A 21,096-nucleotide genomic window follows, 5' to 3' on the forward strand; every position below is an offset into this window, starting at 1 on the left:
TCAATAATCCAGAACTGACCACCAAAAAACGCGGCCAATAATTTCTACGGTTTCTCCATCAGCATCTTCGTCAGGGTGTTCTCCTTTATTAAAGCTGCGGATACTTAGTTTATTTCCTGGCATACGATATAAAAGTTTAAGGCGCTTTAATCCGTCTTGATTGATTGCATATATTTTGCCATCGACAATTTTTTTATTTGCGCAATCAACAGCTACTGTCGTGCCATTTGGCAAGATCGGCTCCATGCTATTTCCATGAGCTGGAAAACAAAGGACATTCTCTTTCTGAGCACCAACTCGGCGCAAAGTTGATTTAGAAAAGCGAAGTTTGAAACCATTGTAGTCTTGATCGCAGAAACTACCGTCACCAGCAGCAAGTTCAATATCACGTAGGTAGGGCACTTCAACCTCGTCTTCGGGGATCGGGCATTTACTATCCCAAGGAGCAATATTGCCCCATTCATGTTCAGGAGGGATATTGGATTCCTTACCTATAAGAACGTTGGATTCCTTCATCGGTGGAACGCCTTCTCCAAGCCATTCTGGGCGAACTTGAAGTGCACGGGATATTTCCAGTAGCTTAGTCGTGCTCTGGCTTTTACCGGATGTGATTTTTTGTATAGCAGCTTGAGAAACTCCAGCCTTCTCAGCTAATGCAGCTTGAGTTAGTCCAGAATCTTTCATCGCTGTTTTCAATCTTTGTGCAAGTGTCATTTCCATTCTCGCGAAAATACAACCTAAGTTATACCCAGTCAAACCACTATTGTTGTTGCCGCAAAACAACCTTAGTTGTATATTGATTGAAAAATACAACCAAGGTGATTTGATGAATAATGTAATTAAAATGGCAATTAGAATCGTTGGGACTCAAAAGGGTCTTGCTGAGGCATGTGGTGTTACCCAAGCTGCCGTCCAAAAATGGTTAAGCGGTAAGACAAAAGTGGCACCAAGAAATGTTAAATCACTTGTTGAGGCCACAAATGGTGAAGTTCAAGCACACCAAGTTCGTCCCGATCTACCTAATCTATTTCCTCATCCTGACTTAAATGCGATTCGCACTACAGAGGAACTATCTGTAAGTACTGAGTTAAATAAAACCACCAATCAGGAATAACTATTGTGGATAACAGAAATTTCCCAACCCCTGATGACATTAGCGCATCTATACACGCTCTCATCACCGCAACACCCGGTGGTTATGAACGCCTGGCAGATGAACTCCATGCGGGAGCAAGCCACAACGCATTGAGGAATAGAGTCCGTCAACATGCAGGGCAAGCGGTACCGATTGGTATGGCGATCACGCTGGAGCAGATTAGCGGTCGTACTGATATCACTGAAGCTATGTGTAAACGTGCTGGTGGAGTGTTCGTCAAATTGCCGGATGTGACCCAGATGGGCAATGAAGAGCTGCTGATTAAATTCAACGAGCTATTGGCTGCTTTGGGAGAGTTTGGTCGGGCGCATAACGAGTTTACGGCTGATGGTGTTTTAGATCGGCAGGAAAGTAAGCGGTTAAAAGCTAAGGGGTACAGGGCGCAGTCGATTATTGCAGAGATTTTGGTGGTAACCGAATTGTTGTGGGGTGACGCCACAGATTCGCGGTCTGTGGCGTCGGGTGCATTAACTAAACGTGTGGAGTAATTAACGCATGAACATTGTAACTGCTAAACGTTCTATCCCGCAACTTCGTTGCTTACCTGCTGTTGGGATGGAGCCATTTTGTTATGTGTTGAGAATACCCGGCCTTTGGATATGTGTCACCCACAGCGCCGCTGATTATGTTGTGGATACATTCCGCTATCCGGCACTGCCCGCGCCAAAGGTGGCTTGATATGGCTGAACAATTTGAAGAACTGGATCGGCATTATGTCGATAAGCGCGGTGTACGTGTTCACGTTATCTGTTTCAACCGGTTAAGCCGTCAGGTTATTTATCGCCGTGCAGGTTACGAGCATGAACTGTGTAAGCCGCTGGCGCGTTTCAGAAAAGAATTTAAGCAGGTGGGTGTATGAGCGTAAAGCTATCCAGTTATGTGTGGGACGGCTGTGCGGCGGCGGGAATGAAGATAGCTAAGGTTGCCATCATGGCTCGCTTGGCTGACTTCTCGAACGATGAAGGTGTGTGCTGGCCATCGGTGACAACTATCTCGCGCCAAATTGGTGCAGGTGAGAGCACAGTACGTACAGCTATCGGTGAATTGGAACGTGATGGCTGGTTGATGAAGAAGACACGCCGAGTCGGCAACCGCAACGCCAGTAACGTCTATCAGTTGAATGTCGTCAAACTTCGGGCTGCGGCTCACGCGTCAGAATATGACACCTCAAAATCTGATGGGTCAAAATCTGACGCATCAAAATTCGACGGGTCAGAATCTGGCAAAAATAGCCGTTTTGACCCGCCAGAATCTGGGGGCGATCCGTTAGTAAATTCAAAACAAGATCCGTCAGATAAAAAGACTGTTGGCCAGCCGCCGATGGCCGCCGACCCGCAGCAGGTTGATAAATTAAAAATTGATTACCCAAAAGTCCTAGAGGCGTATCACAGCATTCTCCCTGAAATGCCTAACGTCGTGGACATGACCGCTGACCGGCAAACCAAGCTACGCAAACTCTGGAAGAAATTCGATTTCAATCAGGAACGCTGGGCGGCTTACCTGCGCTATATCTCTAAACATTGCCGTTGGATGCTGGAAGACCGGCCAAATGCAGCAGCTGGAACAACGTGGCGTCGCAAGAATTTTGACTACCTGATTACCGAAAAATGTTACATCGCTGTTAAAGAAGAGCGGGCTAACGATTTGCCAAAAGTGGCGCGTATCGACTCTGCTGGCCGAGACGAGGCATTTGGCCGCTTGGTTTCACAGCGTTGTAAGCCTCAGAACACCGTTGAAGAACTGGCGATAACGACTGCAAAACGTGCAGGGCTTGGTCGGATGAACGAAGTCATGGCTCGATCAGCATGGAAAAACATCTGGGCAGAAGCGCAAACCACGGCGAGTGAAAACGAATTGAAGGAGCTGGCGTCATGATTGATTTTACTCAAACCCAGTATGTTCAGGATCTGGAAGCACTTAAATCGGGTGAAAGTCATTTTTTAAAAAAGGTTGGTGATCAGTGGCGCACCCCCGATGCATTGTTCTGGGGTATCAATCAGATGTTTGGCCCATTGGTTCTCGATTTATTCAGCGACGGCGATAACAGCAAGTGTCCTGATTACTACACGGCGGAAGATAACGCGCTGGCTCAGAATTGGGCAGAACGGCTGAAAGAGCTTAACGGTGCTGCATTTGGCAACCCGCCGTATTCCCGCGCTAAGCAACACGAAGGCGAATACATTACCGGCATGTCTCACATCATGAATCACACCGTGGCCATGAGAGAAATAGGTGGGCGGTATGTGTTCCTGATTAAAGCGGCTACCTCTGAGAGCTGGTGGCCAGAGCATGCTGATCATGTTGCATTCATTCATGGGCGAGTAGGTTTTGATTTGCCTCTGTGGTTCAAACCCGCCGATGAAAAACAGGTGCCTAGCGGTGCATTCTTCGCGGGTGCGGTTGCCGTATTCGATAAAACGTGGGCGGGACCAGCGATAAGTTACATTCCATTGGAACAGCTGCTGGCAACCGGCGAGGCATTCTTAGCCCAGATCAGCAGAGAAGCTGCCCGCCTGGTACCACAAAGCCAGCAACAAAATATTCCTGAAATTATTCCGGTACCGGAAGCCATACCTCAGAATATTGAACATAAAGAGGTGGCAGCATGACACTATTTCATCCTGCAGTAACGATGAGCAGCCGGGAAATTGCTGTACTGGTAAAGAGCAAACACGGTGATGTAAAACGGTCTGCTGAACGTTTATTTTCTGCGGGTATTTTAACCGCGCCGTTGGCGCAGTTCGAGTTTGAGCATAACGGCAATAGCTATTATGAGTACCGTTTCAATAAACGTGACTCACTTGTGTTAGTTGCCCGCCTCTCTCCTGAGTTCACCGCTGCTGTAGTTGACCGCTGGCAGGCGCTGGAACAGAACCAAATCCCCCAAACCTTGCCAGAGGCATTACGCCTTGCTGCCGATCTGGCAGAAGAAAAACAAAAACTGGTTTCCGAACTCGCCATTGCTGCCCCGAAAGCAGAATTTGTCGATCGCTATGTCAATGCGACCGGCTCAATGGTATTCCGTCAGGTGTGCAAGCTGTTACAGGCAAAAGAAACCGACTTCCGGTTATTCCTGATCGAACATAAAATCATGTACCGACTGACCAACGGGCTGATCCCCTACCAACACCATATTGACCTTGGTCGCTTTGAAGTGAAGACCGGCACCAGCACCGTCAGCAATCACGCCTTTACCCAGGCACGTTTCACCCCTAAGGGGGTTAAGTGGATCGGCGGCTTGTGGGCTGAACATCTGGCGGCAGGAGAAGCGGCATGAGGGCACTGTTAACGCCATTCATCCAGCGTGAATTGGGCGTCGTGATATTCAAGCCCGGCCCTGCGCTGTTGCCTTATATGTCCGGGCGTTTGCTGGTGGCCACCGAGCCTGATGAATTCAAAAGCCTGCCCGCCGGGCTACTACCAGTGGAAAACCAGCAGTTAGCCAATGATCCGCGCCTTGCTGCCTTTTTCAGGCATGAACGTGTAATTAGTGCCGTTGGTGGGCGAAGTGCACTTAAAGAGTGGGTGGAGAGGAAAGGCGAATGCCAATGGCAGGATAAGAAAGGCTACCACGATAAGAACCTGACCCTGTTGGAGTATGACGGCAGCGCCATTTGTTTGTGTTGGCACTGCGATCACAAGGTTCGGGAAAAGACACTAAAGCAACTGGATACCATTGCCGCTGCAAATTTGCAGGCGTGGGTGGTTGATAGTGCTAACCGCGCCTTAAGTATGCCGAGCGAGCATCAGCTTACTTTGCCCGAGTTCTGCTGGTGGTCGGTGTTGGCCGAAGTTTACGACCTGCTGCCGGATGCCATTGCTCGCGTCTCTCTGAAGATGCCAGCCGCAAAAATAGAAACCGGCGGTACTAAAGAAAGTGATATTACGTGGTCACCTGCACCGGCAGAAATCATTGAGGCCAAAGTTAAGCCAGTACTGGCGTTAAAAGTCGATCCAGAGCCACCAGCCAGTTTTATGCTGCGGCCAAAACGACAACGCTGGGAAAATCGCAAGTATCTACAGTGGGTGAAATCTCAGCCCTGTTGCGGTTGTGGGCATCAAGCAGACGATCCTCACCACATCATCGGCCACGGGCAGGGCGGCATGGCCACCAAGTCCCACGACTTATTTACTATTCCGCTGTGTCGCCAGTGCCACGATGGATTACATCGAGATCAGCGCGCATGGGAACGGCAGCACGGTAGCCAGATAGTTCTGTTATTTAAATTTTTAGACCATTCGATTGCGATCGGTGCTTTGGCCTGATGGCCGTTATTTGTGGAGTAGTCACTTATGAATTCAGTAAACGGTGCGCGGACCGCTTGCAGTAGCCAGGAGAAAGGCGTGAGAGATATGCAGTACACCTTGGAATTATGGGGTGCATGGGCTGCTAGCGAAAATAGCGGGGTAGATTGGCAACCCATCGCTGCCGGGTTTAAAAGCCTTTTGCCTAACACCAATAAGTCACGTCCTCAGTGCAGTGATGATGATGGGATCATGATTGATGGCTGCGTGGCACGGCTGAAGAAGTACAAACCGGAAGAATATGACTTAGTGGTGCTGCACTATGTCTTTGGCATATCGCTCAGGGCGATAGCCAAACGGCGTAAATGTTCGGATGGGACTATTAGGAAAGAGATGCAGACTGCGACTGGATTTATATCAGGGATACTATGTGTGTTTAATGCTTACTTTTAAATTTTATAATTATGAAGGATGTTAAAACTTATGTGGAGGGGAGCGAGCCAGTTTACACAACACTCTAAGCAGTTGTGTTAATAGGACAAGACCTTCAGGCTGAACAGTTGTGGATTGTTTGCCTAAATTTAGCGATTTTGAATCAACTAGTTTATGAGCATAACTCTCAAAAGAGGTTGTTTTGACTCGCTGCTGGTAACCAAGAGATCTAAATACAGAGACATTTTGTAAACCTTTGACGGCCCATTCAATAACTCGATGAATTTTATCGAGATTGATGCGCTCCTTGGTTCCGTCTCTTTTGGTTATCAGTAGTGAGTTGTTCATAAGTTCCTGACCTAAAGTACTACCCTAACTCATTTGGCAGCTGCTTCCGCCAAATAAGCCTAATTGGGAGGATGTGGCGTTTCCTCCAATTTCACAGCGATTAATGAGAGAGTGAGTAATGTTTTTTCTTAGTTGCTAGTTTCATTTTTTTACTCCTAATATAGAAATAAAACAGATGGTTATAGTGTGTTGAGTTTTATTTTTGTCCGCTAAATACCTCCCTACATGCAGGCTGGTGATGGATGCCATATCACCACCAACTATTACCAAAAATGAGTCGATACAAACGAAGAACCCAATATATAAATCTCAACAAGTCGCCAGCTTTCTTGAAACCGTGCCACTTTGGTTCATCTATTGTGTTCTTTGTTTTTTTCTTATCATTATTAGGTGGTCTTGCATGTTTTCTGTTGAGTGAGCCAGAATTTTTTAGCGGCTTTTTCATATCCTTTATCCTTTCCTGAATGGGATATGAAGGAAGCCACATTAACCGTCTGTTGCTGTGGGTAAGCCAGCTTTACATATATGGAGGTGAAATATTCGAATTCAAGGATGAATATTCATAATAAAATCACAAAGATGGGAGGTTGTTTTTTGTTCGGCTAGATGTAGTGTGGAGCATTCAGATGATTGTTTAACGCTTTAATAAAACATTAGTCAAATCTACTGGTTAAAAAGCGAGTAAATTACTAACGCGTACGCAAAAATGATTGTACTGTGATAAGAGTTGTTACGCAGTCAGTAGCGCTTATCTAGTCAAATAAACCTCGCTTCGGCGGGGTTTTGTGTTTTTTGAATCCCAAAAAAATGAGAAGCCCCGACAATCGAGTATTAATTGCCAGGGCTTAATTGTTTGTGGAATGGGCGGTAGAGGTGTGCTGATAACACGGCCTCTACCATTCGCCTGTTTGGAATCTCACAGGCGAACCAAGGCCCAACGCTTGTGTGCACAAAGCGGATCTGAGCCTACCAAAAAACGGTAGAACGATCTATGAAAAACACTGTTAATTTAAACAGTATTAAAATTGTTAACGCTGATTCCCTCCAATACATCAAAACCTTACCCGCAGAAAGCATTGACCTGATAGCCACTGACCCACCGTATTACCGGGTTAAATCCTGCAAATGGGATAACCAGTGGGAAAGTGAATCGGCTTATTTGGCCTGGCTGGATGAGTTGCTGGCTGAGTTCTGGCGAGTGTTAAAGCCATCGGGCAGTTTGTACATGTTTTGCGGATCACGGTTAGCGGCAGATACCGAGTTGTTAGTTCGTGGTCGCTTTAAGCTACTGAACCATATTATCTGGGCTAAACCATCCGGCCCGTGGAAACGTCAGCGTAAAGAGAGTTTACGGGCGTACTTCCCTGCTACTGAACGAATTATCTTCGCCGAGCACTACGCCGGGCCGTTTAAGCCTACCAGCAAAAACTATGGGCATAAATGCACTGAACTGAAACGCACGGTTTTTCGTCCACTAATTGATTACTTTCGATCGGCCAGGGATTCATTGGGCGTTTCGGCAAAAGAAATCAATGCAGCTACCGGCAAACAAATGTCCAGCCATTGGTTTAGCGAGAGTCAGTGGCAGCTGCCTAGTGCTGAACAATACGCGCTACTCCAACACTTGTTTGATCGGGTTGCATCGGAAAAGTACCAGAAAGGGTGTTTGGCGAAGCCGCACCATGAGTTGGTTAAGACATATAAGACGCTAGATCGGCAGTATTCAGAACTCAAAGCAGAATATGAACACTTACGCCGCCCGTTCAGCGTATCGGTTGATGTTCCCTATACCGATGTTTGGACATACCCCTCAGTCCCGTTTTACCCAGGCAAACATCCGTGTGAGAAACCGGCTGAACTGATGGAGCATATTATCCGTTCCAGTAGCCGCCCCGGTGACGTCGTGGCCGATTTCTTTCTGGGGTCAGGAGCGACATTAAAGGCCGCGGTTAAGTTGGGTAGGAAGGGGATTGGTGTGGAGCTGGAAGAAGAGCGGTTCGAGCAGACAATAAAGGAAATAACAAAATTCGTTGTTTAGCTTCGATTCCCTCTATCTTTGCTAAATTTTTCTTATTTTTACGGCTAATAAATTAAATATGAAAGTTTTCCCGAGTGGCTTCGGATATAAAATTCCTTCTTAATTACACAAGATGGAGTCATAGATTATGAAATTAGTTAGTACGGTTAATCATCTTGCATTGCAAAATCAATCTTCTATGAAGTCTGAGAACCTTACCCCAAAGGTTGGGATTTCTGATGTAGCTTCAAGCATGAAAAGTATTAAAAATGTCAGCTTCGATAGTGTTCCTGTAATTCATTATTTAAATAATAAGGGGGAATCTAGCGGTAACTCTGAATTTAAACCTTCACTTATTGAAAAAACATATAGAAAAGATGTAGATAAAGAAGCAAGAAATAATGGCTTACCGTTTGCAGCAGGGCATGATTTTGAGGGGGCAAAAACTATTTACCCTTATGATCACAAGCTAGCTTTGGAAGCATTCCGTCAGCTGTAAGTAGTCTGGTTATCGGTATTGTAAGTACAGGTCGCTTTTAGCGGCCTTTTTCGTTTTAGCCCACCAGCCACCCAATCAACTCCACACACACACTTTGAAACCGAGTGGCTGCGCTAGTGGGCTAAATTCCTCAAAACAACACCCGACAATGCCGGGAATAATATTCCCCATTGGGGAGGTGGTATGAGAATGCATAACGAGTTGCACACATGGGCAGACTGGATAGAACTGTTTAATGCCTGGTGGCGAGGTGATGTTCCGCTCGGTGGTGTCCTGTTGTCGGTGGTGATGGCGGCATTACGGGTGGCCTATACCGGCGGTGGATGGAAGAAAACCTTTTTGGAGGGGCTGACCTGCGGCGCATTAACCCTTACAGCGGTGAGTGCGCTGGAATACTTCGATTTACCGCAGCAACTCACACTAGCCGTTGGTGGGCTAATTGGCTTTATCGGTGTTGAGCAAATTCGCGCTTTGGCGCTCCGTTTTGTTGGCAACCGCATTGGCGGCGGTAACGATACTAAACCTCAGGTATAAACCATGACCCCTTATCAATTCAGAATGGCGGCTAATATCAGCGCCGAACTTGCTGCGAGTTGGATTCAGCCTGTTACCGAGGCAATGACAGAATTCGGCATCACCACTCCAGAACAGCAAGCCATGTTTATTGCGCAAGTGGGGCATGAGTCAGCCAGTTTCACGCTGCTGGTGGAGTCGTTCAACTACAGCGTTAACGGTTTGATTGCTACGTTCGGCAAGCGGTTATCTGCCGGTCAGACTTCGGCATTAGGCCGTCAGCGCGGTGAAACGTCGGTACCGCTTAACCGTCAGCAGGCCATTGCCAATCTGGTGTATTCCGGCCGGATGGGGAATAAAGGCCCGGCAGATGGTTGGAAATATCGCGGTCGCGGGCTGATTCAGGTTACCGGATTAGATAATTACCGCCTGTGTGGTACTGCGCTCAAGCTGGATTTGGTCGGCAATCCCGATCAGCTGCAGCTTGATATGCATTCCGCGCGTTCTGCTGCCTGGTTCTGGCAGTCCCGCAATTGTGGCCAATATGCTAGTGATATTCAGCGCGTGACGTTGCTGATCAACGGCGGTTATAACGGTATTGATGACCGCAAGGCACGGTTTGAAATGGCTAAGCGTGTGCTGCTATGACGTGGCTATTCAGTCACTGGCGCTTTGCCGGTGTGGTTGTGCTGGTGGGCTTGGTGTCGGTACTGGTGTTCAACAGTTACCGCCTCTCAAATCTGGTCGAAAAAAGAGAAGTGGTTATTAAGTCTGTCACAGCAGAACGTGACGTGGCGCTAGCTAGTGTTCAAGCAATGAAAAAGCAACAACAGCAAGTTGCTGCTCTTGATACTAAATACGTTAAGGAATTAGCCGATGCTAAAACTGAGAACGATCGCCTTCGCGCTGACCTCGCTACTGGCACTAAGCGGTTGCAGCTCAACGCCAGCTGTAAGCGATTGCCCGAAGCCGCAACTACCCCCAGCAGCCCTGATGATGCCAGCCCCCGATATGATGCAGAATTTGAACGCAATTATCTCAGTCTCAGAGAGCGGATCGGCATCGCAACCAGCCAGATAGCTGGACTTCAAGTTTATATACGTGATGTGTGTCAATAATCACTAAAATTAATTATTTATTCGGAAGTTAGAGCAAAATCCAGTCTACTCTCATGAGGTTTTTAAATAAATAATAACCTTAAAGGTGTATTTAATGAAAGATGGACTGTATCACGTAAATCCCAAAAGTAACCAGCAGGATTCTGGTATAGGAATTGTGACTGTTAAAGATAAAAAATTAACGGTGATAACCTGTTACTTAGTATTACTCGCTTCAATGACCAAGGAACGTCTGTTTTTGGGAATATTAAAACTTTCCAATTACAATTAAAGGTAAACTCGACGGATACTTGATCTCGCTTAGATGGGCATGTGAAAGATAGCCCACAAATGCAAATTCACGCCAATCGTTTGTCCGATTTTATTTAAACTATAGCGTTGAAGAAAAATAAAGTGTAGTGGTAAAGCTTATTAATGGTGGGGAGCTTAACTGATGTTTGATGAAGATTTTAAGGATAGGATTTCGTCGCACTTAAACTCTAAAATAGACAAAGATATTCAATCTGGCCCTGGTTTTTTTGCTCGTAATGTTATGCAGGCAATGCGGTATTTGGAAGACAAGCCTGTAGCTCCTTCAACACGTTTAATGCACATGGATGAGAGGGAGTTGAAAGGCAAACTTTCAAATATTTGGCACATTCATGTGGCAGAAGACAATATGACAGGAATGTATAATTTCTTGAGGTTGAAATCTGAAAAACCCGAGAAAAAAACAAAATGAAAAGGATCTTATTGCAAGAGGAGCCAGAGAGGCTTTGCGACAATATCTGTTATCAAGGGGTAGAGTGCTTAAATCGCGTGAAATTAGAGAGTTAGCTGCACAGTGTTCTGCATGCGCAGCGGATACAGATATGGAGCAATTTGAAAATGAAATGCGACAGTCTATTGATGCAATCGCGAAAAGGAGTTTTGCCAAAGAAAATTCAATCTCTGGAGATTGGCTACTATATTGGAAGGATGTTAATGGGGTAAGGTATTATTTAGATTCTATTGAACATATTCTTGGTAGTGATGTTCAAAAACAAACGAATTTATCTAATGGTCTTGATGCCATACTTTCTAGTATGGGGAAATCTCGCTGATTGCAGAGATACTCTTGGGGTATTGAAAGAAAATTATGAATATAATAGTCAAAGATTTTGAAAGAAATCATCATTTGCTTTAGTACATCGGGGTTAAGCTTTAGCACATTTTTACATATCTAAGCCACTGGCCTATAAGCCGGTGGCTTTTCTATTTAGGGATAGAGCATGGCAACTCTTAAGGATTTATCTAATCAGCTCCAGCAGATTAAAAAGCAGATCCCTTTTGCTGCTGCTCAGGCCCTAACCAGTGTTGCTCGCCAGATTGCCGCCGCTCAGAAAGTGGGTATGCAGCGCAATCTGGATAATCCGACCCCTTTCACCGTTAATTCTGTTGGCTCGTTTGGTGCCCGCAAAGACCGATTGCAGGCCAGAGTGTTTGTGCGTGATATTGCTGCCAGTTATCTCGAACCGTTCGAGTTCGGCGGTCAGCACAAGCTCAATGGTCAGGCGCTGCTTAACCCCAAGAACATTAAGTTGAATAAGTTTGGGAACTTAGCCCGCAATAAAACGCAGCAGCTCAAGGCTAAAGAAATGTCTTTGTGGGGGAGGTGAATGGCGTTAGTGGTTTCTTTCAGCGTAAGAAAGGCAAGAAGAGCAAAAAGGCTAAGAAGCGTCAGAAGCGCTCTCCTAACGGGGTGCATAGAGCCAGGCAGAAGCAGAGAGCGCCTAAGCTACTAATTCAGTTTGGTGATGCTTTGGCAGTTAAACCGACGCTGGGATATATGGACCGCGCCAGCGCTATGGCAGCGGCATTGATGCCGGGTGAGTTGAGCAAAGCCATTCAGAATGCGCTAGCTACTGCCAAATGATAATTATTCCCGCTCGGAATTTTTTGGGTCCTTCCTGCGACTTTTCTAATGTACGGGCATTGCGCGCCGCGTTCTGCGTCTAGCTATGAACTTTTGAAATTTGGGTAACAGGTAACAACGAGGTAACAGATGAATCAGTCAGATTTTGCCAAACTTCACGATGTCAGCCGCAAAACGGTAACGACGTGGAAGGCGCGCGGGTGGCTGGTTCTGGCCGGTGATGACATCGATGTTGAGGCTTCAAACGCTAACATTGAGCGCTTTCGCAAAACTGTTACCCGACCAGAGAAAAAAGCCGCAGGTAACATGCAAGGTAACAAACCGGGTAACAACCGCAAGGGTAACAGACTGGGTAACAAATCCGACGGCGATCCGGCGGAGTCACCAGCCAAAATTGTCGAGAAGATGATTGCCGAGAACGGCGTCGATATGACCATCGATGAAGCCCGCGAAATGAAAGAAAACTTTCTGGCGCTGCTTACCAGGCTTGAGTACGAGATCAAATCCGGGCAGGTACTCCCCTATAAAGAAATGACCGAGGCGGTAGGGCAAGAGTATTCCCGTATGCGAACCCGGTTGATTGCTATCGCTCCAGAACAGGGTCCCCGCTTGAGGGTTCTGGCCTCAACCACCGACGACGCGGGGTTTGTGACAGCACTGCAAGAAGTGGTTTATGAGGCAATGGAGGAATTAAGCCTTGATACCGATAACACCCGAGGGGACAGCTAATTTATCGGCCTGGGATAATTTCACCAAAGAGCTGTATCAACGAAGAAGCAATATCAAACCGCCCGAGCCGTTGTCATTGAGCGAGTGGGCCAACAAGTACGCGGTATTGTCCAAAGAGACCAGCGCGCAAACTGGCCGCTTTCGTTCCTTTGCCTATCAGGATGGCATGATGGATGCGATTACCGATCCCCGTGTTACACAGGTTTCGGTGATGAAATCAGCCCGCGTCGGCTACACCAAAATTCTCGACCATGTGATTGGCTATTATCTGGCACATGACCCCTCGCCAATTCTGGTGGTTCAGCCTCGGGTCGAAGATGCTGAGGATTACAGTAAAACCGAAATTACCCCGATGCTGCGCGATACTCCGGCCTTAAAAGCGATCTCGGGCGATCTGAAAGCCAAAAGCAGCAATCAAACTATCCTGAAAAAACAATTTCTCAACGGTTCGAATCTGACCCTGGTAGGCGCTAATAGCCCTGGCGGTTTCCGGCGTATTACCTGTCGCATCATTTTGTTCGATGAGGTGGATGGCTACCCTGTTTCCGGTGCTGGGGTGGATGGCGACCAAATAGCGCTGGGTACCAAACGTTCTGAAACCTTCTGGAACCGCAAAATAGTGCTGGGTTCGACGCCCACGGTTAAAGGGATCAGCCGAATTGAAAAAGCCTACGATGAGAGCGACCAGCGGAAGTATTACGTTCCTTGTCCGCAGTGCGGCGAATATCAAACGCTGGAATGGGGTGGACCAGATACGCCTTACGGCATCAAATGGGATAAAGATACCGAGGGTAACGGGCTGCCGGATACCGCCTATTATGTTTGCCGCCATAACGGTTGCGTGATCCATCACAATGATAAAGCCGGGATGGTGAAAGGCGGAAGGTGGCTGGCGACCCGGCCATTTAGCGGTCATGCCGGTTTTCATATCTGGGCGGGATACAGCCTGTTCCCTAATGCGGCATGGAAATATCTGGTGGCTGAATGGTTGCGGGTAAAAGATGACGCTTTAATGCGCCAGACCTTTATCAACCTGGTCTTGGGTGAACCTTATGAAGATCGCGGCGAGAAAGCCCTGAGCGAAAAGAAACTGATTGAACGCTGTGAACTCTTCGCCGCAGAAGTGCCGGATGGTGTGGCGGTATTAACCGCCGGTATTGATACGCAAGATGACCGCTTTGAAATTGAGGTGACGGGGTGGGGCAAAAATGAAGAAAGCTGGTCAGTTGCTTTTGATGTCATTGAGGGGGATTTGCAAACTGACGAGCCTTGGTTGCGGCTGGACGCCTATCTGAAACAAATTTGGCGGCGAGCTGATGGCAGAGGTTTTACCATTATGGCCGCTTGCATGGATTCCGGTGGTCACCATACCCAGAAGGTGTACGAGTTTGCCAAAGAGCGGCTTGGTCGGCGTATTTGGGCGATAAAAGGGGAATCCGCGCGTGGGGGGAAACGCTCTCCGGTCTGGCCGACTAAAAAGCCTTCGTCCCGTTCAAAATCCCAGTTCAGGCCGATTATTTTAGGCGTTAATGCGGCTAAAGATGCCATTCGTTCTCGTCTGCATATTGATCTCCCTGCACCGGGTAGCGAATCGGCGGGCTGCATGCACTTTCCAGCCGATCGGGATCTGCATTATTTCAGCCAATTACTGGCGGAGCGTTCGGTAGTCAAAATTTCAGGTGGGCAACGTTATCGGGTCTGGGAGCAACTACCGGGTCGGGCTAATGAGGCGCTGGATTGCCGGGTCTACAGCTACGCGGCTTTATGTGGTTTGCTGCATTTGGGTTTCAAACTCAATCAAACCGCAGACAAAATTCTGACTCACCCCGAGCGGTTGTTACCACCGCCAGTTGAGGTCGAAGAAAAAAACAGTCTGCGCCTGCCCGGAGCCATTATCAAAGAATCAGATCCTCCTTCACCTAAACGCATTGCCAGACGGCTGGCATAAGGATTTCTATGTTCGATGCAAACACCAGCCTGTTGGCTGGTGCGATGACTCGCGCCCAATTACAGGAAGCATTAACCCGCGCGCAGCAGGCTTATATCGAGTTGTCATCCGGCGCTAAAGGGGTGTCGTTTTCTTATGCACAGGGTGATGGCACTCGGTCAGTGACCTATCAACAGACAGATATCAGTGGCCTTGTGGGGCTTATTCAGCTTTTGCAGGCTCAGTTAGGCATCGTTAAGCGTCCACGCAGGGCGCTGAGGTTTCGTTACTGATGAAAAATGAAGTGAGGATATTGGGGCCGGATGGCCGCCCACTGGCACCCTCACGCTCCCGTGCATCCATGCTAAACGGATCGGGTGGTGTGCCTTACGACGCTGCTGATTCATTCAGCGATTCAATGGCTAACTGGCAACCGGCGCTATGGTCGCCGGATAATGAAATTAATATTTATCGTGACCGGGTGGTTTCCCGCGTTCGCGATATGGTGCGTAACGATGGCTGGGCGTCTGGCAGTGTTACGCGCATTCTGGATAACGCTGTTGGGGCGGATTTTCGTCCACTGGCTAAAGTGGATTATCGCACTCTGGCGTTGATTACCGGCAATAAAGCCTTCGATGCCAAATGGGCAGATGAATATGGCCGCGCGGTGGAATCGGGGTGGCGTACTTGGGCAAATGATCCGGGGCGCTATAGCGATGTGGAGCGCAAGAAAACCGTCTCCCAGATGTTGCGACTGGCCTTTCGCCACAAACTGACGGACGGCGATGCGCTGTGCGTCATGCAATATCGCCCCGATCGTCTTGGTCACGGACGGGCGCAATATGCAACCGCGATGCAGGTGGTTGACCCAGACCGGTTGTGTAATCCGCAGCAGAATTTTGATATGCCGACTATTCGCGGTGGCGTGGAAATCGATGCAGATGGCGTGCCGGTGGCCTACCACATCCGCAAGGCTCATATGGGTGACTGGTGGAGTGGTGCGGCAACCATGACCTGGGAGCGTATTCCCCGTGAAACGCCGTGGGGACGTCCGATTGTTATTCATGATTTTGACGCAGAGCGGGCTTCCCAACATCGGGGCATCAGTATTTTTACCCCGATAGTGCAGCGGCTGAAAATGTTGATTAAGTACGACCAGGTTGAACTGGAATCTTCCATTCTGAATTCCGTGTTTGCCGCCTATATCACCTCACCCTATGACCCTCAGTTAGTCGGTGATGCGCTGGATAACGATGATGTCAGCAAGTATCAGGATCTGCGCCGAGAGTTTCATGATGAGAAGCGAATTTCTCTGCAGTCCGGCGCGCGTATTCCCATTCTTGCACCGGGGGAGTCCATGACCACGCTTAACGCGGCCAGACCCACCAGTAACTTCACGGCGTTTGAAAGCGCCGCTTTGCGCAATGTAGCGGCGGCACTGGGCATTTCCACCCAGCAGTTAACGCAGGACTGGTCTGATGTGAATTACAGTTCAGCCCGTTCAGCCATGCTGGAGGCGTGGAAAACCCTGACCCGACGACGAGATGACTTTGCCGCGGGGATCGCCCAGCCGGTGTTGTCGTGTTTTATCGAAGAGTTACATGATTTAGGCGAAGTCCCGCTGCCCACTGGTGCGCCGGATTTTCTGGCGGCGAAAGCGGCGTATTGCCGTGCGCAATGGATGGGGCCGGGTCGTGGCTGGGTCGATCCGGTTGCCGAGAAGAAAGGGGCTATTCTGGGCATGGAAGCCGGGCTATCCACCCTCGAAATGGAGGCGGCCGAAAACGTGGGCGAAGACTGGGAAGAATTGCTGGATCAGCGCCAGCGTGAACGTCAGGCCTATATCGAACGCGATTTACCTATCCCCACCTGGCTGCAAGCCGAAACCTTTGCACCTGACCAACAACAAAAACCGGAGGCACCGTGAATTTACCGCACTTGGCTCAGCGGCTGTTCAATACCCCGCTGGCGCTACATCCGCGCAAAGCGGAAGTGGTGATGGCCGCGCTGACCGACAGATTCGGCCTGACCCGCATTCAGTCCAGTACTGACTGGGGTGACGACGATGATGAAGTTTTTACCCGCAAAGGCCGGGATACCGGCTATGACGTCGTGGAGGGGATTGCCATCATTCCTATTCAGGGCACCTTGGTGCAGAAACTGGGGAGTTTGCGCCCCTACAGTGGCATGACGGGCTATGACGGCATCCGCGCCTGTTTTCTCCGGGCGCTGGAGGACAAAACCGTCAAGGGTATTTGTCTGGATATTGATTCGCCCGGCGGTGAAGTCGCGGGCTGTTTTGATTTGGTCGATGAAATCTATGCTTCTCGTGGGCAAAAGCCTATCTGGGCCATTCTGTCAGAGAATGCCTATTCGGCGGCTTACGCGCTGGCGAGTGCCGCCGACCGGATCGTGGTACCGCGAACCGGTGGTGTGGGGTCGGTGGGCGTGATTGTGATGCATGTGGATTGGTCGCAGCGTATCAAAGCCGATGGCCTGCAGGTCACCATCATTACCTACGGCGATCGCAAGGCTGAATCTAACCCTTACACCCCATTAAGCGAAGAGGCGCAGAAATCCATTCAGTCTGATGTTGATGAGATGGGGCGCTTATTTGTGAGTACCGTTGCCCGCAATCGCGGGATAGCAGAAAAAACCATTCGGGATACCCAGGCCGCCTGCCTATTGGCCGCTGACGGGGTGCAACTGGGGCTGGCTGATGAAGTGGCCTCACCGGATACCGCATTCCGCGATTTATTAAACCAAGTTGGAGAAGAGTAATGGCGAAAATTAAAGGTTTTTCTCACCTGTTTGGCCGTGGTGCCAAGGCATCTGAAGAAAATGAAGAGGATAAGGAAAAGTCGGAGAAGGCTAAAGGCCGCCGCGCTGAAGACGATGAGGATCAGGACGATAACGAAGACGAGGAAAAAAACGGCAAAAAAGCCAAGGGGCGTTGCGCTGAAAGTGATGATGACGATCAGGATGAAAAAGACCCTGATGCAGAAGACGACAGCGATGACGCCGATGCGGATGAGGGGGAAGACGATGACGGCGATGATGAAGACGAAGACCGCAATGTTAAAAAGGGGCGTCGGGCTGAGCGTAAGCGCTGTGCACGGATTTTTGGCAGCAAACATGCAGCGGGTCGCGTGGATTTAGCCGCTTCATTGGCGCTTCATTCCGGCATGAGTTCATCTGCGGTAATTCGCGTTCTTGCCTCGACCGCAGCGGTGGCACCCGCAGCCTCAACCCCTCGCAAGCGTTCTCTGGATGAGCGGATGCAGGCGTTGGGGAATGTGCAAGTGGGTCAGGATGCTGCCGATGCCCCAAGCGGCTCGGCTCAGGCGCTGATCAGTAAAATGACGGGTTTGTATAACCAAACGGTAGGTAAAAAATCATGAATGAGATAGGACAGAATAGTTTTACTCCCGGCGTCACTCAGGCGGTTTTTGTTCCGGATCAACTGGTCAGTGGGCCTCTGCAACTTGTCACTGATACCGTCAGCCTTTCTGCGGGTGTTCTGCTACGCGGTACGGTTTTGGGGCAAATCACGACGACTAAAGCCTATATCCAATCGGTTAAAACGGCGACGGATGGCAGTCAAGTACCTTGCGCTATTTTGGTTGATAACGCCGATGCCACGACTGGTGCAGTTCAGGCTGGGGTTTATCTGATGGGCGAGTTTAATCAACATCGGGTTATTTTTGATGACAGCTGGACGCTGGCCGATCTTGCTGTGGCTCTTCGTCCGTATTCTATTTTCCTCCGTGACAGCCTGACCGCCTCTAATACCTAACTCTGTTTGTCTGTATTGACTGATGCCATTTCTTTGGTAGGGCATTGCACGTCTTCATTCCGTCCGGCAGCGCAGGCTGTCGGGCTATTTTATAGAGAGATTTCATGAATATTTTTGATACCAATGTGCTGGTGCAAACTGTCCCCAACCTGAAAACCTCACAAAACTTTTTACTGGATCGATTTTTCCCCAATGTTGTGACCTCTGACACAGAGTTTGTGTCTATCGATGTGGATGTGGGCCAGCGTCGAATGGCGCCATTTGTTTCGCCGCTGGTGCAGGGCAAGCTGGTAGAAAGTCGCCGTCTGCAAACCAATACCTTCAAACCGCCTTATATCAAAGATAAGCGCGCACCTGATCTGCGTAAGCCAATCCGTCGCCAGATTGGTGAGCGGATTGGTGGCGAGTACACCGCCGCCGAGCGTGAAATGCTAAATCTGCAATTCGAAATGGCCGATCAGATCGATATGGTCAACCGCCGACTGGAGTGGATGGCCGCCAATGCGCTGGCGTCCGGTACCATCACCGTCACCGGTGAAGGTTTTGACACCACGGTGATTGATTTTGGTCGTTCTGCCGCGTTAACCGTCGCCCTCAGTGGTAGTGACAAATGGCCGATGGTGGTTGCGGCAGGGGCAACCAACGACAAGCCTTCGCAAGATATTGAGTTGTGGCAGACTCAGGTACTGAAAGACTCTGGTGCAGTCGTGACCGACCTGGTGTTTACCACCTCGTCATGGCGCGCGTTCCGACTGGATACCACCATCAAAGACAACGCCATCGTCTTCCCGGCATTAAGCCCGTTTGGCAATCAGATTGATGCCGGTGCGCGCGTGGGCAAAGGCGCGGTGTATAAAGGCCGTTGGGGTCAGTTTGATTTGTGGCTCTATAACGATTGGTACATTGACCCGGTTGATGGGGTTGAGAAACCGATGCTGCCGGATGGCGTGGTCATTATGTCCGGTGCCGATTTGATGGGAACGCGCAGCTTTGCCGCTATTCTCGATCCGGCCTTCAACTATGGTCCCATGGCCTATGCGCCGAAAAGCTGGCTTCAGGAAGATCCGGCTCAACGTTTCTTGCTGATGCAATCTTCCCCGCTGGTGATTCCAAGCCGGGTCAATGCCACTCTCTGCGCAAAGGTGGTGTGAGATGGCGAAGCAAAAAGATATCCCGGATGAGTCAGGGGTAGAGATAGAGAAAACTATCCCTGTGGAACAGCTAGAAGGGACTGACACTCAGTTAGAAACACCTGATGGAGAAGATCAGGAATTCCCCGGTGACACGAACTCTCTCAGCACGACGGTTGTGGTGCTTAAGGGGCGTTCAGTGAAGCATAACGACAAGCTCTATCTCGAAAGCAATACCTTGGTTCTCGATGATCTTGACGATGTAGTCACTCTGATTGATGCAGGTTTTGTCATTACGTTGGATAACTTGAGAAAGCAAGCCGCTGCCCGCGAAGCAGCCGGTGCGCCGATGATTCAGGTTAACAATGGCGTTATCGTCACTCAGGAAGGCTAGCGTATGGGCATCCACTGGGATCAGCATCTTCTCGCGCCACTGCATTCGGTATTTGGCGATCCGGTTGAATACCGGCCCACACGCGGTACTCCTTACACCGTCAGCGGTATTTTTGACCGGGCGTATACGCAAGATATTGAACCGCTCGATGATGGCTGCACCATCAATACCACTAAGCCGGTTTTAGGCGTAAGAGACAGTGAGTTTCGTTCACCGCCTAAACAGGGTGACCGGGTATTTATTGCTGTGGCCGGTGGCGTGACCATCAATACGCTGTTCACCGTGTCGGACGTTCAGCCCGATAGTCACGGCGGCAGTAAACTGATTCTTAATCAGGTCAAAAAAACATGAATACCGCCCAGGTAAGAGAACTGGTGGTGGCGGCTCTACAGGGGAATACCGACGCAGATCACCGTGTTTATTCTCCGCGTGACTGGCCAACCACCGAAGAGATGTATCCGGTACTGCTGATCCAAACCTTGATTGAGGAAAAACAGTCACTGGGTCGTAACGCCCCGCAGTTCAATACCATCACTACCGTTCGTATCACTGGTCGCCTGCAAGCGTTTGACAGTGAACTCGCCGATGATGGCGCGGTAAAAGCGGAGCTGGCCTTAGAGCGGTTGCGCGATCAGGTCGAGCGGGCGGTGATTAATAGCTATGAACTGACGCGGAAAATTCAGCAATTCGCGCGAGTACGCTCCACGATTGATATTGATTCCTCGGGCGAAGGGCATATGGCTCAACTGCTGATGGAATTGGATATTGAATATTACCAAGGCCCGGAAGATTTCTATCCTATCGATGCCGAGCCGCTGGCGGGTATTGACGTCACTATTGCCATGCCCGATGGCACACCAGAACCGCTGGTAGCTATCAACCTTTAGGAGTCAATTCC

At 49.2% G+C, this 21,096-nt stretch carries 29 protein-coding genes and 2 pseudogenes; 28 read left to right on the plus strand and 3 right to left on the minus strand.

Translation table 11 applies throughout. The features are described from left to right. Entirely contained in the window at positions 1-720 is a 720-nt protein-coding gene (locus tag PL78_RS03385) for an XRE family transcriptional regulator (RefSeq protein ID WP_038243035.1), read from the minus strand. Positions 721-826: 106 nt separating this feature from the next. On the opposite strand from PL78_RS03385, the gene PL78_RS03390 reads away from it, so the two are divergent. From PL78_RS03390 to PL78_RS03425, 8 genes are all read left to right on the plus strand, one after another. Next, positions 827-1,114, plus strand: coding sequence for a transcriptional regulator (locus PL78_RS03390; protein WP_080717336.1), 288 nt, complete (start codon positions 827-829; stop codon positions 1,112-1,114). A 5-nt stretch (positions 1,115-1,119) separates the two neighbouring features. Continuing rightward, positions 1,120-1,644 (plus strand): YmfL family putative regulatory protein, encoded by a 525-nt coding sequence (locus PL78_RS03395; protein ID WP_064513127.1) that lies wholly within the window; start codon positions 1,120-1,122, stop codon positions 1,642-1,644. 191 nt (positions 1,645-1,835) lie between these two features. Beyond that, positions 1,836-2,015: a DUF4222 domain-containing protein gene (locus PL78_RS03400; RefSeq protein WP_064513129.1), complete on the plus strand. Its 180-nt coding sequence runs from the start codon at positions 1,836-1,838 to the stop codon at positions 2,013-2,015. Next, positions 2,012-3,031: a helix-turn-helix domain-containing protein gene (locus PL78_RS03405; RefSeq protein ID WP_064513131.1), complete on the plus strand. Its 1,020-nt coding sequence runs from the start codon at positions 2,012-2,014 to the stop codon at positions 3,029-3,031. The genes PL78_RS03400 and PL78_RS03405 overlap by 4 nt, the downstream gene beginning before the upstream one ends. After that, positions 3,028-3,765 (plus strand): phage N-6-adenine-methyltransferase, encoded by a 738-nt coding sequence (locus PL78_RS03410; RefSeq protein WP_084414273.1) that lies wholly within the window; start codon positions 3,028-3,030, stop codon positions 3,763-3,765. Before PL78_RS03405 ends, PL78_RS03410 begins: the two co-directional genes overlap by 4 nt. Beyond that, positions 3,762-4,433 carry a phage antirepressor KilAC domain-containing protein gene (locus PL78_RS03415; RefSeq protein WP_064513133.1) on the plus strand — a complete coding sequence of 224 codons (672 nt, stop codon included), beginning with the start codon at positions 3,762-3,764 and terminating at the stop codon, positions 4,431-4,433. The genes PL78_RS03410 and PL78_RS03415 overlap by 4 nt, the downstream gene beginning before the upstream one ends. Further along, positions 4,430-5,422, plus strand: a complete 993-nt coding sequence (locus PL78_RS03420) for a DUF968 domain-containing protein (RefSeq protein WP_064513134.1) — start codon at positions 4,430-4,432, stop codon at positions 5,420-5,422. The genes PL78_RS03415 and PL78_RS03420 overlap by 4 nt, the downstream gene beginning before the upstream one ends. A gap of 78 nt (positions 5,423-5,500) precedes the next feature. Next, on the plus strand, positions 5,501-5,854 hold the full coding sequence (locus tag PL78_RS03425) for an antiterminator Q family protein (protein WP_064518221.1): 354 nt from the start codon (positions 5,501-5,503) through the stop codon (positions 5,852-5,854). A 213-nt stretch (positions 5,855-6,067) separates the two neighbouring features. Here PL78_RS03425 and PL78_RS21035 read toward each other — a convergent pair. Together PL78_RS21035 and PL78_RS03435 are read right to left on the minus strand one after the other, a co-directional pair. Continuing rightward, positions 6,068-6,181 (minus strand): annotated as a pseudogene (locus tag PL78_RS21035) (ATP cone domain-containing protein); the annotation flags it as partial. A gap of 250 nt (positions 6,182-6,431) precedes the next feature. After that, on the minus strand, positions 6,432-6,626 hold the full coding sequence (locus PL78_RS03435; RefSeq protein WP_064513138.1) for a hypothetical protein: 195 nt from the start codon (positions 6,624-6,626) through the stop codon (positions 6,432-6,434). Positions 6,627-7,172: 546 nt separating this feature from the next. On the opposite strand from PL78_RS03435, the gene PL78_RS03440 reads away from it, so the two are divergent. The 20 genes and pseudogenes from PL78_RS03440 (at position 7,173) to PL78_RS03530 (ending at position 21,085) form a co-directional block, all read left to right on the plus strand. After that, positions 7,173-8,219, plus strand: coding sequence for a DNA-methyltransferase (locus PL78_RS03440; RefSeq protein ID WP_064513140.1), 1,047 nt, complete (start codon positions 7,173-7,175; stop codon positions 8,217-8,219). A 127-nt stretch (positions 8,220-8,346) separates the two neighbouring features. Continuing rightward, a complete protein-coding gene (locus tag PL78_RS03445; RefSeq protein WP_064513142.1) occupies positions 8,347-8,697 on the plus strand; it encodes a hypothetical protein in 351 nt (116 codons plus the stop codon). 183 nt (positions 8,698-8,880) lie between these two features. Further along, positions 8,881-9,231 (plus strand): phage holin, lambda family, encoded by a 351-nt coding sequence (locus PL78_RS03450; protein WP_064513144.1) that lies wholly within the window; start codon positions 8,881-8,883, stop codon positions 9,229-9,231. A 3-nt stretch (positions 9,232-9,234) separates the two neighbouring features. Continuing rightward, the gene (locus PL78_RS03455) at positions 9,235-9,858 is read left to right on the plus strand and encodes a glycoside hydrolase family 19 protein (RefSeq protein ID WP_064513146.1); all 624 of its coding nucleotides are present in this window, start codon (positions 9,235-9,237) and stop codon (positions 9,856-9,858) included. Next, positions 9,855-10,328 (plus strand): lysis protein, encoded by a 474-nt coding sequence (locus PL78_RS03460; protein WP_084414274.1) that lies wholly within the window; start codon positions 9,855-9,857, stop codon positions 10,326-10,328. Before PL78_RS03455 ends, PL78_RS03460 begins: the two co-directional genes overlap by 4 nt. A gap of 94 nt (positions 10,329-10,422) precedes the next feature. Next, positions 10,423-10,599, plus strand: a complete 177-nt coding sequence (locus PL78_RS20720; protein WP_235600999.1) for a hypothetical protein — start codon at positions 10,423-10,425, stop codon at positions 10,597-10,599. Positions 10,600-10,761: 162 nt separating this feature from the next. Continuing rightward, positions 10,762-11,049, plus strand: a complete 288-nt coding sequence (locus PL78_RS03465; RefSeq protein ID WP_064513147.1) for a hypothetical protein — start codon at positions 10,762-10,764, stop codon at positions 11,047-11,049. Positions 11,050-11,179: 130 nt separating this feature from the next. Next, positions 11,180-11,410 carry a hypothetical protein gene (locus tag PL78_RS03470; RefSeq protein WP_064513150.1) on the plus strand — a complete coding sequence of 77 codons (231 nt, stop codon included), beginning with the start codon at positions 11,180-11,182 and terminating at the stop codon, positions 11,408-11,410. Between the two features lie 168 nt (positions 11,411-11,578). Beyond that, positions 11,579-12,222 (plus strand): annotated as a pseudogene (locus tag PL78_RS03475) (hypothetical protein). A 129-nt stretch (positions 12,223-12,351) separates the two neighbouring features. Next, complete coding sequence (locus tag PL78_RS03480; protein WP_064513152.1) at positions 12,352-12,951, plus strand: hypothetical protein; 600 nt, start codon at positions 12,352-12,354, stop codon at positions 12,949-12,951. Further along, on the plus strand, positions 12,923-14,899 hold the full coding sequence (locus PL78_RS03485; protein WP_371112917.1) for a phage terminase large subunit family protein: 1,977 nt from the start codon (positions 12,923-12,925) through the stop codon (positions 14,897-14,899). The genes PL78_RS03480 and PL78_RS03485 overlap by 29 nt, the downstream gene beginning before the upstream one ends. Positions 14,900-14,907: 8 nt before the next feature. Continuing rightward, entirely contained in the window at positions 14,908-15,171 is a 264-nt protein-coding gene (gene gpW, locus PL78_RS03490; protein ID WP_064513153.1) for a gpW family head-tail joining protein, read from the plus strand. After that, the gene (locus PL78_RS03495) at positions 15,171-16,805 is read left to right on the plus strand and encodes a phage portal protein (protein ID WP_201030825.1); all 1,635 of its coding nucleotides are present in this window, start codon (positions 15,171-15,173) and stop codon (positions 16,803-16,805) included. Before gpW ends, PL78_RS03495 begins: the two co-directional genes overlap by 1 nt. Next, positions 16,802-17,659, plus strand: a complete 858-nt coding sequence (locus tag PL78_RS03500; protein WP_064513155.1) for a S49 family peptidase — start codon at positions 16,802-16,804, stop codon at positions 17,657-17,659. Before PL78_RS03495 ends, PL78_RS03500 begins: the two co-directional genes overlap by 4 nt. Next, positions 17,659-18,279 (plus strand): hypothetical protein, encoded by a 621-nt coding sequence (locus tag PL78_RS03505; protein WP_064513157.1) that lies wholly within the window; start codon positions 17,659-17,661, stop codon positions 18,277-18,279. Before PL78_RS03500 ends, PL78_RS03505 begins: the two co-directional genes overlap by 1 nt. Then, positions 18,276-18,674 (plus strand): head decoration protein, encoded by a 399-nt coding sequence (locus PL78_RS03510; protein ID WP_064513159.1) that lies wholly within the window; start codon positions 18,276-18,278, stop codon positions 18,672-18,674. Before PL78_RS03505 ends, PL78_RS03510 begins: the two co-directional genes overlap by 4 nt. A 104-nt stretch (positions 18,675-18,778) precedes the next feature. Further along, positions 18,779-19,825: a major capsid protein gene (locus tag PL78_RS03515; RefSeq protein ID WP_064513160.1), complete on the plus strand. Its 1,047-nt coding sequence runs from the start codon at positions 18,779-18,781 to the stop codon at positions 19,823-19,825. Between the two features lies 1 nt (position 19,826). After that, the gene (locus PL78_RS03520) at positions 19,827-20,198 is read left to right on the plus strand and encodes a hypothetical protein (protein ID WP_064513162.1); all 372 of its coding nucleotides are present in this window, start codon (positions 19,827-19,829) and stop codon (positions 20,196-20,198) included. A gap of 3 nt (positions 20,199-20,201) precedes the next feature. Continuing rightward, on the plus strand, positions 20,202-20,549 hold the full coding sequence (locus PL78_RS03525) for a head-tail joining protein (protein ID WP_064513163.1): 348 nt from the start codon (positions 20,202-20,204) through the stop codon (positions 20,547-20,549). After that, a complete protein-coding gene (locus tag PL78_RS03530) occupies positions 20,546-21,085 on the plus strand; it encodes a hypothetical protein (protein ID WP_064513165.1) in 540 nt (179 codons plus the stop codon). The genes PL78_RS03525 and PL78_RS03530 overlap by 4 nt, the downstream gene beginning before the upstream one ends. The last annotated feature ends 11 nt before the right edge of the window (positions 21,086-21,096 follow it).

This window comes from Yersinia entomophaga (genome assembly GCF_001656035.1).
Lineage (GTDB): Bacteria > Pseudomonadota > Gammaproteobacteria > Enterobacterales > Enterobacteriaceae > Yersinia > Yersinia entomophaga.

Coding starts and splice junctions, on each gene's coding strand:
- PL78_RS03385 (WP_038243035.1), bottom strand. CDS start 720: ATGGAAATGACACTTGCACAAAGATTGAAAACAGCGATGAAAGATTCT.
- PL78_RS03390 (WP_080717336.1), top strand. CDS start 827: ATGAATAATGTAATTAAAATGGCAATTAGAATCGTTGGGACTCAAAAG.
- PL78_RS03400 (WP_064513129.1), top strand. CDS start 1,836: ATGGCTGAACAATTTGAAGAACTGGATCGGCATTATGTCGATAAGCGC.
- PL78_RS03405 (WP_064513131.1), top strand. CDS start 2,012: ATGAGCGTAAAGCTATCCAGTTATGTGTGGGACGGCTGTGCGGCGGCG.
- PL78_RS03410 (WP_084414273.1), top strand. CDS start 3,028: ATGATTGATTTTACTCAAACCCAGTATGTTCAGGATCTGGAAGCACTT.
- PL78_RS03415 (WP_064513133.1), top strand. CDS start 3,762: ATGACACTATTTCATCCTGCAGTAACGATGAGCAGCCGGGAAATTGCT.
- PL78_RS03420 (WP_064513134.1), top strand. CDS start 4,430: ATGAGGGCACTGTTAACGCCATTCATCCAGCGTGAATTGGGCGTCGTG.
- PL78_RS03435 (WP_064513138.1), bottom strand. CDS start 6,626: ATGAAAAAGCCGCTAAAAAATTCTGGCTCACTCAACAGAAAACATGCA.
- PL78_RS03440 (WP_064513140.1), top strand. CDS start 7,173: ATGAAAAACACTGTTAATTTAAACAGTATTAAAATTGTTAACGCTGAT.
- PL78_RS03445 (WP_064513142.1), top strand. CDS start 8,347: ATGAAATTAGTTAGTACGGTTAATCATCTTGCATTGCAAAATCAATCT.
- PL78_RS03450 (WP_064513144.1), top strand. CDS start 8,881: ATGAGAATGCATAACGAGTTGCACACATGGGCAGACTGGATAGAACTG.
- PL78_RS03455 (WP_064513146.1), top strand. CDS start 9,235: ATGACCCCTTATCAATTCAGAATGGCGGCTAATATCAGCGCCGAACTT.
- PL78_RS03460 (WP_084414274.1), top strand. CDS start 9,855: ATGACGTGGCTATTCAGTCACTGGCGCTTTGCCGGTGTGGTTGTGCTG.
- PL78_RS20720 (WP_235600999.1), top strand. CDS start 10,423: ATGAAAGATGGACTGTATCACGTAAATCCCAAAAGTAACCAGCAGGAT.
- PL78_RS03465 (WP_064513147.1), top strand. CDS start 10,762: ATGTTTGATGAAGATTTTAAGGATAGGATTTCGTCGCACTTAAACTCT.
- PL78_RS03470 (WP_064513150.1), top strand. CDS start 11,180: ATGGAGCAATTTGAAAATGAAATGCGACAGTCTATTGATGCAATCGCG.
- PL78_RS03480 (WP_064513152.1), top strand. CDS start 12,352: ATGAATCAGTCAGATTTTGCCAAACTTCACGATGTCAGCCGCAAAACG.
- gpW (WP_064513153.1), top strand. CDS start 14,908: ATGTTCGATGCAAACACCAGCCTGTTGGCTGGTGCGATGACTCGCGCC.
- PL78_RS03495 (WP_201030825.1), top strand. CDS start 15,171: ATGAAAAATGAAGTGAGGATATTGGGGCCGGATGGCCGCCCACTGGCA.
- PL78_RS03505 (WP_064513157.1), top strand. CDS start 17,659: ATGGCGAAAATTAAAGGTTTTTCTCACCTGTTTGGCCGTGGTGCCAAG.
- PL78_RS03510 (WP_064513159.1), top strand. CDS start 18,276: ATGAATGAGATAGGACAGAATAGTTTTACTCCCGGCGTCACTCAGGCG.
- PL78_RS03515 (WP_064513160.1), top strand. CDS start 18,779: ATGAATATTTTTGATACCAATGTGCTGGTGCAAACTGTCCCCAACCTG.
- PL78_RS03520 (WP_064513162.1), top strand. CDS start 19,827: ATGGCGAAGCAAAAAGATATCCCGGATGAGTCAGGGGTAGAGATAGAG.
- PL78_RS03525 (WP_064513163.1), top strand. CDS start 20,202: ATGGGCATCCACTGGGATCAGCATCTTCTCGCGCCACTGCATTCGGTA.
- PL78_RS03530 (WP_064513165.1), top strand. CDS start 20,546: ATGAATACCGCCCAGGTAAGAGAACTGGTGGTGGCGGCTCTACAGGGG.